Raw genomic sequence first — 12,756 nt, 5'->3', positions numbered from 1 at the left:
TCGTATCTCGTATCTCGTAGAAGCATAAAAAAGCCCCAACACGAATGTCGAGGCTCAAAGTATCTTTATCTATGTTGTAACTGGACGTCCCTAGCTCACTGCTCTTCGTTGTTTTCAGCAAACTTAGATGGCGACATGCCAAAGTGATGTTTAAACCTTTGACTGAAATAGGAAGGGTCATTGAAACCAGAATCAAACGCGACGTCTGAAATCCTCTCTCCCGCAAGTAACCGCTCGCACGCATGCTCTAAACGCACTTCATTCAAATGCTCTTTAAAGGTCTTGTTATAAGCCGATTTAAAACGTCTCTGTAAACTTCTCTCTGACATGAACAAGTACTTAGCAGCATTTGCCGTACTGAACTCTGCATCGGCGTAGTTTTCACTCACAAGCTGCGACACTCTGTTTTTCCACTCTTGCTCAGCACTTAACCTTTGTTGCTCCGTCGCTGAAACTGTAAGTTTAATGGTCTCAATCTGTTCAATTGTACTAGCTTCCAAATTATCTAACACTTGATATTCAATCGGCCACGAAAGCTGCACCTTATTTTGAGAGTCCGAGACAAAAGCATTCAGTTCACCACCGCTCTGGTTCATCAATAATGGCAACTTTTCGATGTTTAGGTCGGTCGATTTTCCAGTATTGTCATTAATGCTTGAAGTCAATTTTGGGAAAGGCATTCCATGGTCTCGAATCGTCACAACAAGGTGCTCTTTAACCTCTTCAACCAATACCACCATACTCTGTGACTTAAAATTTCTCTTAATGATGCTAGCGACTAGACTGTTGAAAATAATATCAAGGTTAAAATACAGCAAGGAGACGTGTCGTTGTTTAGTGTCAACTTTAATATCCAGTTCAATACCGGCTTTGGCTAAATCGTCCTGCCAAGCTTTGAGTACAGCTTCTAAGATTAAAATTATATCGTAACAAACCTTTCCCTTCCCTTGTGGCGTGTTACTCAACTGAGCCAAGCCATTTTTCAATGTCAATATTGGCGACTTACCTTGTTCATCATGCCAATTTGGGATCATAGCTGCGATATGATTAACTTCAGAAGAGAGTTCATTAGCAGTATGTGTGACAAGAGCACTCTTAACTGACAACTGTTTTTTAAGCTGTTGATTAGTCGTTAGTAGTATTCGGCTTTGATGCCTCAGTTGATCTGTCTTTAATGCAACTTGCGCCTTTAAGTGCCTGTTGGCGAAAGTGACGTAACGCGATCGCCAAAAAACCAAAGCAGTCACTACACAGATAAGTAATACAAGAGAGCTTGCTGCTGCCCAATTACTCAGATACCAAGGTTCCGCAATAGAAAAGCTTTGGTTCGTTGACGTAAAGCGATAATGGGAGTCCTTAACGGGTTTCACTTCCAACGTATAGTCCCCAGGAAGAAGGTGATCGAGTGTTAGTAACCCCCCTTCAAACTCACTCCAAGGTTCATTGTCGCTTAGTCGATACTCCATTGCAGGTGTGTATGTCGCTGGTAAAATTCCAATCTTAAAACCGATTGATGAGCCATAAGGAATTTCATCTAAATCAGCTGTCTTGCCACCAAGTGATACTATCTGATGGTCGACACTTATCTTGCTTAGCAATGCACGGCTATGAGGTGTTGTTGATACCAATAGCTCATTAGCTAACGCACTCACCACGCCATATCTTGAGCCAAAGATAAGCCTAGTAGACTGGCTACCTGAGCTGTAAAACAGAGCACACGCACCTGCAGCCAATTCATTGGTGATCAAGCCAAATGGTGAGCCGATATGTTTATGCAGTTGCCCATCCAATCCGTAATAGCTAATACCTTTCGAAGAGCCTAACCACATCCCATTATCATCGCTAATTAAACATTTAGGACTGATATTTTCCTCAACAAGAGTGACCTCTTGAATAATAGAACTGTTATTAGAGATTCGATACACACCATAGCTACTCGCAAACCACTGGGATCCATCTTTCGCTTTTTCAATATCGACCACTTTGCCAAGCCGCTCGCTTGAACGACTAAAGCTAATTCTCTCATCAAGAAAAGAGTAGAATCCGTGATCAGTACCAACATAAATACGACCTTGTAAACCTATATTGAGAGCGGTGATCTTTGCTGGCAAAAATTTATCGACTAACCAGTCGGTACCATAACTTGTCAACTTATTGGTTTCGATAGATAACGAATAAAGGTTTTGTCCCGAGGTCATCCAAAGCATGTTATTCGCTTCAAGTGCAAAGTTTTCAACGGGTACACCTTCAATCGCTCTTGGTAGATCGACCTTTTCAGCCTCTAACGTATCAGTGTTGAAACTAATAATACCTTCTGCAGTCGCCAACCAAATTGAAGAACCAAAGAACTCAAAGTCCTGTACTGGGTTAGAGTAAACACGAACGGGGTTATCTTCACTTTGAGAATCAACCAAATAGAGACCTCTGGAAGAAGCAACCCAAGACAGTTGATCGCGAACAAGCTGTACTTTGTTTATCACCACACTACTCGAGTGCATCCCCATTCCCGTTAATGGCGTTCTTGAGAATGTCCTGCTGAACAGTGAAAAGTATCGAATTCCGTTATTGGTCGCGACCCACATTCCACCAGCATGGTCGTTAATTAACGAATATATTTTTTCACCCGGTAACGAAAAGTCTTGATTATCGGCTTGTTCAAATCGTGTAATTTGCCCCGTAATAAAGTTGTAGCTGATAAGACCATGCTCAGTCCCAATCCAGTATTGATCGGTTGTTTCAGCGAGAGAAAGAACATGCGAACCACGCACCCACCTTTCTTTCTTAGGATTTGCAAGATCTATAATCACTGCACCATTCAATGTACCAATGACTAACTCACGTCTTGCCATCGAAAAATACAGCGTCTCTATATGATTTTTTTCTGATGCACCGATATGAGTAAATTCTTGGCTATCAGAAAGGTACACTCCGGAGCTGGTCGCAAGCACCCATTTTGACAGCACCCGCTCAGCATCGTTAATCGTAATATCGCTGCTATTGTTATGCCGATACAATTTTAGAAGCGAGTAAGTGCTAAATTCTAAAGATTGAGTATTGTACGTATAGAAATTACTGCCATCTGTAACCCAAATATAATCACCGGAAGCACCGATATTCGCGATCTCAGCCCCCGGGCTTAGACTAAATGCAAGTGCATTGCCGATTCCTGGGCTATGTCGGTACACCTCATTATCAAAGAAAGTCCAAAACTCATCGTTAAGAAACGCGACTTTCTCTGAAGAAAATTGCAAAAGGCTACCTTTTCGAGGGAATAGGGTTCTGCCATCATAAAAAAGTATTTTTCCATGCACATCATGAACCCAGAGTCCGCCACCTTCACCTAAGTACAGATTTTTTGCCGCAAGGAAGTTCCCTTGTGCTTGAACGGGCAAAGGGTAGAAAACGGAGGGTGATGTATTTACCGCAAGAACGCTAAATGAAATGCTCATTAAGATGAACATTTTGAAAATAATTCGATACAACTTTTAATCCTGAACAGCAACAACACATGAAATATTGGTTCTCACAGCGCTTGTTGCTGATTAACCAAAAAGTGAGTTTTTTTGTGCTTATTATTATCTTTCTATTTTAGCTGAAATTGACAAAGGAGAAAGGAGGTTTGATATTTGTTGGAAGGTTTTATCTTAGCGGTCACGAAAATGCCGCAAAAAGCGGCATGATTCATCAATTAACGAGAGCAAAGTGTCGTAAAGAATACTCAATATTGATTACATTCCACTTAAGCAACTTGTGTAACTATCTGTAAGCTGCTGAAGAAAATCAAAATAGCTTCCACTCTTCACTTCAACCTGCGAACCGACAGGATCAAGTTGCCCTTGTTTAGCGTTACTTCCACGAGTCACCGATTCAATCACCGCTGGTGTAAATTGAGGCTCTGAAAATACGCATTGAACATTTTCACGCACCAAAGTCTTCTTGATAGCTATCAGACTTTTTGCGCCAGGTTTACGCTCAGGGCTAACCGTAAAGTGACCTAGATTATTCAACTTAAATTCTTGTTCGAAGTAGCCATACGCGTCATGGAATACGTAGTAGCCTTTGTCTTTCACTGGCGCGAGTTGTTCATGAATCGCCTGCTGTTTCTCTTTCAAAGCAATCAAGAATGAATCTAGATTCTCTTGATACGCCATGGCGTTATCAGAGTCTGACTCAATTAGCTTAGCTGAGATATACTTTGCCGCGACCTCGACTTGATCGATACCCAACCAAAAATGCGGGTCATGACTACCATGGTTGTGCCCTTCATGAGCATCGTGGTCTTCATGTCCAAACTCTCTCAAGTTAATCCCCGGAATCTCACTGATCTTGATAACGTTTTCTTTAGAACCAATCACCTTGGTCAAAAAAGCTTCTAGGTCAGGGCCAAACCAGATCACCATATCGGCACTATGAACTTTTTTGACATCCGATGGCTTAAGCGCATAATCGTGCGGCGAAGCATTGCTGTTCATCAACACATCAGGTTCACTAACGCCCTGCGTTAATTCTGTCACAATCATTTGAATTGGTTTGAAGCTTGTTAGAATAGTATTGGCACTTGCAACACTTGGCGCTAAAAGCAAAGTAGCAAGTATAAAAGATGAACGTGACATAATTCCTCGTTAATAGAAAAGTAGCTTAGGCTTGAGGTAAATGTTACATTATAACATTAGCGAATTGCAAATGAGTTCTATTCATGGATAATTTAATCCAACTAGATTCTGTGAGCGTCGAATTTGACGGTCGAAAAGTTCTAGATAACATCTCTCTAAATTTAGAGCGCGGCAGAATCACCACCCTGATTGGGCCAAACGGTGCAGGAAAGTCGACATTAGTAAAAGTGGTATTAGGTTTACAGACCAAATTTTCAGGCACAATAACAAAAGCTAAAAAACTGAAAATTGGCTATGTACCACAAAAATTAAAGCTCAATGATTCACTACCGCTCAATGTAGAACGTTTTCTAAAGCTCACTGGTAAGTTCAGTCAGCAAGAGATCCTTGAAGCATTGAAGCTCGTTGGTGCTGAACATCTACAAAAGAGCAACATGCACCAACTATCTGGCGGTGAAAACCAACGTGTGCTAATTGCTCGTTCATTGCTAAGAAGACCCGATCTACTGGTTCTTGATGAACCCGCACAAGGTGTTGATGTACAAGGCCAAATAGACCTGTACGACCTGATCGATACCATTCGCCACCGTTTTGGTTGTGCCGTATTTATGGTTTCACACGATCTGCATTTAGTGATGGCAAAAACAGACGATGTTATCTGTTTGCATCACCATATCTGCTGTTCAGGCGCACCGGCAGACATCAAACACCACCCCTCTTATATCGCACTTTTTGGCACCGCGACCCAAGAGACCTTAGCCTTTTATCACCACCAACACGAACATCACCATCATGATCTCGCAGGACAGCCTGTCGAAGGCGACGTGCATGAATGTTCAAACCATAAACACGGACACCACTAATGCTTGAGTTTCTTCTTCCCTCTATTTTAGCTGGCTTGGGCATTGCTCTAATCGCGGGGCCACTAGGTTCATTCGTGGTGTGGCGCAAGATGGCTTACTTTGGTGACACGCTTGCTCACGCTTCTTTGATGGGCTTAGCACTTGGCTTTCTGTTCAACATTAACTTGTATTTCGCGCTGCTGATTTGTTGTTTGATGCTAGCTGTGTTGCTAGTGACTTTACAAAAACAAAAGCTGGTCGCGACCGATACCCTACTCGGTATTTTGGCGCACAGCGCTCTGTCTTTGGGTCTTGTCGCCGTGAGTTTCTTAGATAACGTTCGTGTTGACCTAATGAGCTACCTATTTGGTGACTTGCTTGCAGTGTCTCCGACAGATTTGGTATTCATCTATGCGGGTGCTGCCGTGATTGGAGTGGTACTTGCTATTTTTTGGCGACCACTATTGTCGACGACCGTTAACGAAGATCTCGCAGCGGTTGATGGCATCAACATTGATTTAATGCGTCTTATTTTGATGCTATTGGTTGGGATCGTGATTGCGGTAGGTATGAAGTTTGTTGGTGCGTTAATCATGACCTCACTACTTATCATTCCGGCAGCAACGGCAAGAAAATTCGCCAATACACCCGAACAAATGGCATTCCTTGCATCGGTAATTGGTTCTATCGCTGTGTTCGGAGGATTGAGCTTGTCTTGGTTCTATGACACACCGGCCGGCCCTTCTGTTGTTATCAGTGCTGCGGCAATGTTTATGTTATCTCAAATGGTTAGAAGCCGAGCTTAACACTTATCAGTACGATCTCGTATCTCGTATCATTGAAAACATACAAAAAAGGCTTGGTCAGTGACCAAGCCTTTTTAATATCATTCAGTTAACTTCTATCTCATCGATAAAAGCCTGCTGATTACCAACCCGTGATTTCACGTAGGCCTTTACCGATGTCAGCAAGAGACTTAACAGTCTTAACGCCTGCTGCTTCCAGTGCTGCGAATTTATCTTCAGCAGTACCTTTACCGCCAGAGATGATTGCGCCTGCGTGGCCCATACGTTTACCCGGAGGAGCAGTAACACCAGCGATGTAAGATACAACTGGCTTAGTTACGTTTGCTTTGATGAACTCAGCCGCTTCTTCTTCCGCAGTACCACCGATCTCACCAATCATTACGATTGCTTCAGTCTCTGGGTCTTCTTGGAAAAGTTTTAGGATATCAATGAAGTTTGAACCTGGAATAGGGTCACCACCGATACCAACACATGTAGACTGACCAAAGCCTTCATCTGTTGTTTGTTTAACTGCTTCGTACGTCAGAGTTCCTGAACGAGATACGATACCTACTTTACCCTTCTTGTGGATATGGCCAGGCATGATACCAATCTTACACTCGTCTGGAGTGATAAGACCTGGACAGTTAGGACCGATCATGCGAACGCCAGTTTCTTCTAGCTTCACTTTAACGTCGATCATGTCTGTAGTAGGGATACCTTCAGTGATCGTTACGATCAGTTCGATACCTGCATCAATCGCTTCTAGGATTGCATCTTTACAGAAAGGTGCTGGTACGTAGATAACTGTTGCTGTTGCGCCAGTCACTTCTACTGCTTCACGTACTGTGTTGAATACTGGAAGGCCTAGGTGAGTTTGACCACCTTTACCAGGTGAAACACCACCAACCATTTGCGTACCGTATGCGATAGCTTGGTCTGAGTGGAATGTACCTTGACCGCCAGTGAAACCCTGACAGATTACTTTAGTGTCTTTGTTAATTAATACAGACATTATTTAGCCTCCGCAGCAGCAACAACTTTCTGAGCAGCATCTGTTAGAGATACAGCAGCAATGATATCAACATCAGAATTAGCAAGTACTTCACGACCTAGGTCTGCGTTTGTACCTTCTAGACGAACAACTACAGGAACTGTTACGCCAACTTCTTTAACTGCACCAATAATACCTTCAGCGATCATGTCACAACGAACGATGCCACCGAAAATGTTTACGAGTACTGCTTTAACATTGTCATCAGAAAGGATGATCTTAAATGCTTCAGCTACACGTTCTTTTGTCGCGCCGCCGCCTACATCAAGGAAGTTTGCTGGCTTGCCGCCGTGTAGGTTTACGATATCCATCGTACCCATCGCAAGGCCTGCACCGTTAACCATACAGCCAACGTTGCCATCTAGTGCTACGTAGTTCAGTTCCCACTGTGCTGCGTGTGCTTCGCGCTCATCTTCTTGAGATGGATCGTGCATTTCACGAAGTTTTGGCTGACGGTACATCGCGTTTGAGTCGATGTTGATCTTACCGTCTAGACAAAGCAGGTTGCCTTCGCCAGTAATGACAAGCGGGTTGATTTCTAGTAGAGCTAGGTCGTACTGAGAGAACATTTGGCCAAGACCCATGAAGATCTTAACGAACTGTTTGATTTGATCGCCAACTAGACCAAGTTTGAACGCAAGTTCGCGGCCTTGGTAAGCTTGAGGGCCCACTAGAGGATCGATCGCTGATTGGTGAATCAACTCTGGAGTTTCTTCAGCGATTTTCTCAATGTCCACACCGCCTTCAGTTGACGCCATGAATACAATTTTGCGCGTTGCACGGTCAACAACAGCACCTAGGTAAAGCTCGTTAGCAATGTTCGATGCTTCTTCAACTAGGATCTTTGTTACAGGCTGACCATTAGCGTCTGTTTGGTAAGTTACTAGGTTTTTACCTAGCCACTTTTGTGCAAACTCTTTAACGCCTTCTTTGGTGTCATGTAGCTCTACGCCGCCCGCTTTACCGCGGCCACCAGCGTGTACTTGACACTTTACGACTTTCTTGGCTGTACTGATACGACCTGCAGCTTCGAAAGCTTCTTGTGCAGTATCACATGCGAAACCTTCTGGTACAGGCAAACCGAATTCTGCAAACAGCTGTTTGGCTTGGTATTCATGCAAATTCATTTTGATATTCCGTTTATTTTCCCTTAAGGGATTATTATTTCCATAACGACACAGTTTCCTGTGTTACGTCTGTAGGGTCTTCTCAAATAAACTGCTGTCCATTTTCTAATGGCTTTACAGTTCAATTGAAGGCCAGACGTTGAGCAGCCTAGCCTTTGAAACTTTTTACGTCTAGCTAACGGGGTTAACTAGACGTTTTAGCGATACTAAACGTCTAATAGCAGACGTGCAGGATCTTCTAGAAGCTCTTTGATGGTCACTAGGAAGCCAACTGATTCACGGCCATCGATTAGACGGTGGTCGTAAGAAAGCGCTAGGTACATCATTGGTAGAATCTCTACCTTGCCATCAACAGCCATTGGACGGTCTTGGATTTTGTGCATACCCAAAATTGCCGCTTGAGGCGGGTTGATGATTGGGGTAGACATTAGAGAACCAAATACACCACCGTTTGTGATAGTGAAGTTACCGCCCATCAGTTCATCAACCGTTAGCTTGCCGTCACGGCCTTTGATTGCTAGCTCTTTGATGCCTTTTTCGATATCAGCGAAACCTAGTGTGTCACAGTCTTTCAGTACTGGAGTTACTAGACCACGTGGCGTTGATACTGCCATGCTGATGTCGAAGTAGTTGTGGTAAACGATATCTGTACCATCGATAGAAGCGTTGACTTCTGGGAAACGCTTCAGTGCTTCTGTTACTGCTTTCACGTAGAAAGACATGAAACCAAGACGCGTATCGTGACGCTTCTCGAATTGGTCTTTGTACTGCTTACGAAGATCCATGATTGGCTTCATGTTCACTTCGTTGAAAGTAGTCAGCATCGCTGTGCTGTTCTTCGCTTCTAGAAGACGGTTTGCAACTGTCTTACGTAGGCGAGTCATAGGCACGCGTTTTTGGCTACGAGCCGCTGCTGGCGCTTCAACTGCTGGTGCAGATGCTGCTGCCGGAGCCGCTTTCGCTGCTGCTAGGTGTGCATCGATGTCTTCACGAGTAATACGACCACCAACACCAGTGCCTTTAACGTCAGCTGGTTGTAGGTTGTGTTCAGCAAGAAGACGACGAACAGCAGGGCTTAGTGCGTCGTTGCTTTCTTCTGTCAGTGCCGCTTTGTGGCGTTTATCAGGAGAAGCTTCTGTATCTTCAGTCGTGTCTTTCGTTGGTTCACCAGCGACAGCACCAGGCTTAATTTTAGCCAGAAGCTGCTTAGAAAGTACCGTAGCACCCTCTTCTTCGATGATAGCTTCCAGAACACCCGCTTCAGGAGCCGGTACTTCTAGAACTACTTTATCTGTTTCGATGTCTACAATGACTTCATCACGTGCAACGGCTTCGCCTGGTTTTTTGTGCCAAGTCGCTACTGTTGCATCAGCCACAGATTCAGGTAAATCTGGAACCAGAATTTCAATTGTCATGTGCGTATTTTCCTTTTACTTCTAGTTCTTAAGTAGGGTCAAAGCGTCGTCAACTAACGCCTTTTGTTGTTTCAAGTGTACCGACATATAGCCAACAGCTGGTGATGCTGATGCAGGACGACCTGCGTATTGAATATCAGCACCTACTGGGATAGCAGCTCGGAAATTATGTTGGCTACTGTACCAAGCACCTTGGTTTTGTGGCTCTTCTTGACACCAAACGTAATCGACTACATTTGTGTATTGTGCGATTGCAGCTCTCACGTCCTCATAAGGGAACGGGTAAAGTTGCTCAATACGCACAATAGCGACATCGTCTTGCTCGTTCTTACGTCTTTGGTCAAGCAGGTCAAAGTAAACCTTACCTGAACAGAACACGACGCGTTTTACGTTCTCAGGAGCCAGATCATCAATTTCTGCGATAGCTGGTTGGAACGTGCCTTCTGCCAAATCTTCAAGAGAAGATGTACACAGAGGGTGACGAAGCAATGACTTAGGTGACATTACAATCAGTGGACGACGCATTGGTCGAACAACCTGACGGCGAATCATGTGGTAAACCTGAGCTGGTGTTGAAGGAACAACAACCTGCATGTTTTGTTCAGCACATAACTGAAGGTAACGCTCAAGACGCGCAGAAGAGTGCTCTGGGCCTTGGCCTTCATAACCGTGAGGAAGCAACATAGTTAGACCACATAGACGTGCCCACTTTTGCTCACCTGATGAAATGAATTGGTCGATAACAACTTGTGCACCGTTTGCAAAATCACCAAATTGAGCTTCCCAAAGGGTGAGACCGCTTGGCTCTGCTGTCGCATAACCATACTCAAATGCCAGTACCGCTTCTTCAGATAACACAGAGTCAAACACTTGGAATGGCCCTTGTTTATCATGAATGTTCGCAAGAGGAACATACGTGCTTGCATCTGATTGATTGTGCAGTACTGAGTGACGGTGGAAGAACGTACCACGACCTGAATCTTGGCCAGAGATACGAATACGCTTACCGTCGTCAACAAGTGTTGCGTAAGCCAGAGTTTCAGCCATACCCCAATCGACTTGTTTCTCACCATTCACCATGGCAGTTCGATCGTTGTACAGTTTATTTACTCGGCTTTGTAGCTTGTGGCTGTCTGGGTATTGGCAAAGTTTAGTACCAAGCTCTTTCAGGCGCTCGATATCAATCTTATTGTCCCACTCGATGTTCCAGTCGTGACCTAGGTAAGGAGACCAGTCCACAGAGTGAAGTGCCATTGGGCGCCACTCTTTAACCACAACTTCACCGTGATCAAGTGCATCACGATATTCGTTAACTAGCTGAGTTGCTGTATCAATACCAAACTCTCCACGCTCCATTAGCACGTCAGCGTAAAGCTTACGTGGTGTTGGATGCTTCTTGATTTTTTGGTACATCAAAGGCTGTGTTGCATTCGGCTCATCGGCTTCGTTGTGACCGTGGCGACGGTAACAAACCAAATCAATAACAACATCACGCTTGAAGGTATTACGGTAATCCAATGCAAGACGCGCTACGAACGCAACCGCTTCTGGATCATCAGAATTAACGTGGAAAATCGGAGCCTGAACCATCTTAGCGATATCTGTACAGTACATCGTAGAACGTGTATCGCGAGGGTTAGACGTCGTAAAACCAACTTGGTTGTTTACAACGATACGAACCGTACCACCGACACAGAAACCACGCGCTTGAGACATGTTAAACGTCTCTTGCACTACACCCTGACCAGCGATAGCTGAATCACCGTGGATAGTAATTGGAAGTACACGGCTGCCATCTTTATCGTCTAGACGATCTTGTCGAGCACGTACTGAACCGATAACTACCGGGTTTACGATTTCTAAGTGAGATGGGTTAAATGCAAGTGCTAAGTGAACGTTACCGCCTGGGGTTGCGAAATCCGCAGAGAAACCTTGGTGGTATTTCACATCACCAGTACCCCATGAATCATCGCTGTGCTTACCCGCAAATTCGTCAAACAGATCTTGTGGCTTTTTACCAAGCACATTGACCAGCATGTTTAGACGACCACGGTGAGCCATACCAACAACAACTTCACGCATGCCTTGTCCACCTGCATGACGAATGATTTCTTTCGTCATTGGGATAAGAGCATCACCACCTTCCAAAGAGAAGCGTTTTGCACCAGGGAATTTCGCACCAAGATAGCGCTCAAGACCTTCAGCAGCCGTTAGCTCTTCTAGGAAAGCTTGCTTTTCTTCTTTATTGAAAGACGGTTGACCAGATACAGACTCTAAACGTTGTTGGATCCAACGCTTTTGTTCTGTATTAGTCATGTGCATGTATTCAGCACCAATCGAACCACAATACGTTTGCTTTAGAGATTTGTAGAGATCTTTAAGCACCATCGTCTCTTGGCCAATGGCGTAAGAGCCGACGTTAAACGTCTCGTTGAGGTCTTCTTCGGTAAGAGTGTGGAAAGAAGGATCCAGTTCAGCGACTGTATCTCTTTCCCATAAACCTAGGGGGTCTAGATTTGCTGATTGATGCCCTCGAAATCGATAGGCATTAATAAGTTGCAGAACCTTTACTTGTTTCGCATCGACATCTGGATCACTAACTTGGACACTGTAATGCTTTGTTTCTTGAGCGAGTCGACGGAAGTATTCACGAACACGAGAGTGTGGTTGTTCCACCGCTTCTGAAGCTTGCACAGGCAGTTCTTCAAAAACGCTTCTCCATTCGTCACTTACCGAATCGGGGTCACTAAGATACAGTTCATAGAGTTCTTCTACGTACGTTGCATTGGCGCCAGCCAAGTGTGAAGACTCGAGCCATGCCTTCATCACGCCGTTGTGCATATTTTCCCTTAACCAGTAGTTTTCACGTTTGCTGCGGTCTATGCCGAGCTATTAAAAGGCCGCCCCAAAACTTCTAGGG

8 protein-coding genes are annotated in these 12,756 nt (G+C 44.3%); 2 read left to right on the top strand and 6 right to left on the bottom strand.

The features are described from left to right. Window positions 1–95 precede the first annotated feature (95 nt). Window positions 96–3,482: a helix-turn-helix domain-containing protein gene (locus tag AB4589_RS10520; protein ID WP_371709047.1), complete on the bottom strand. Its 3,387-nt coding sequence runs from the start codon at window positions 3,480–3,482 to the stop codon at window positions 96–98. 246 nt (window positions 3,483–3,728) lie between these two features. Beyond that, window positions 3,729–4,613 carry a zinc ABC transporter substrate-binding protein ZnuA gene (gene znuA / locus AB4589_RS10515; RefSeq protein WP_009847313.1) on the bottom strand — a complete coding sequence of 295 codons (885 nt, stop codon included), beginning with the start codon at window positions 4,611–4,613 and terminating at the stop codon, window positions 3,729–3,731. Between the two features lie 83 nt (window positions 4,614–4,696). On the opposite strand from znuA, the gene znuC reads away from it, so the two are divergent. Continuing rightward, the gene (gene znuC, locus AB4589_RS10510) at window positions 4,697–5,476 is read left to right on the top strand and encodes a zinc ABC transporter ATP-binding protein ZnuC (protein WP_012604527.1); all 780 of its coding nucleotides are present in this window, start codon (window positions 4,697–4,699) and stop codon (window positions 5,474–5,476) included. Then, window positions 5,476–6,261: a zinc ABC transporter permease subunit ZnuB gene (gene znuB / locus AB4589_RS10505; RefSeq protein WP_009847315.1), complete on the top strand. Its 786-nt coding sequence runs from the start codon at window positions 5,476–5,478 to the stop codon at window positions 6,259–6,261. Before znuC ends, znuB begins: the two co-directional genes overlap by 1 nt. A 121-nt stretch (window positions 6,262–6,382) precedes the next feature. Here the strand turns inward: znuB and sucD are convergent, their stop codons facing one another. From sucD to sucA, 4 genes are all read right to left on the bottom strand, one after another. After that, entirely contained in the window at window positions 6,383–7,255 is an 873-nt protein-coding gene (gene sucD / locus AB4589_RS10500) for a succinate--CoA ligase subunit alpha (RefSeq protein WP_004734209.1), read from the bottom strand. Beyond that, window positions 7,255–8,421, bottom strand: a complete 1,167-nt coding sequence (sucC, locus tag AB4589_RS10495) for an ADP-forming succinate--CoA ligase subunit beta (RefSeq protein WP_009847317.1) — start codon at window positions 8,419–8,421, stop codon at window positions 7,255–7,257. The genes sucD and sucC overlap by 1 nt, the downstream gene beginning before the upstream one ends. Before the next feature lie 206 nt (window positions 8,422–8,627). Then, complete coding sequence (odhB, locus tag AB4589_RS10490) at window positions 8,628–9,836, bottom strand: 2-oxoglutarate dehydrogenase complex dihydrolipoyllysine-residue succinyltransferase (protein WP_009847318.1); 1,209 nt, start codon at window positions 9,834–9,836, stop codon at window positions 8,628–8,630. A gap of 21 nt (window positions 9,837–9,857) precedes the next feature. Further along, entirely contained in the window at window positions 9,858–12,677 is a 2,820-nt protein-coding gene (gene sucA / locus AB4589_RS10485; protein ID WP_012604529.1) for a 2-oxoglutarate dehydrogenase E1 component, read from the bottom strand. Window positions 12,678–12,756: the final 79 nt, after the last annotated feature.

The sequence above is a fragment of the Vibrio sp. 10N.222.49.A3 genome (assembly GCF_041475145.1).
Lineage (GTDB): Bacteria > Pseudomonadota > Gammaproteobacteria > Enterobacterales > Vibrionaceae > Vibrio > Vibrio tasmaniensis_A.
This window is presented reverse-complemented; position numbering and strand designations above follow the sequence as displayed.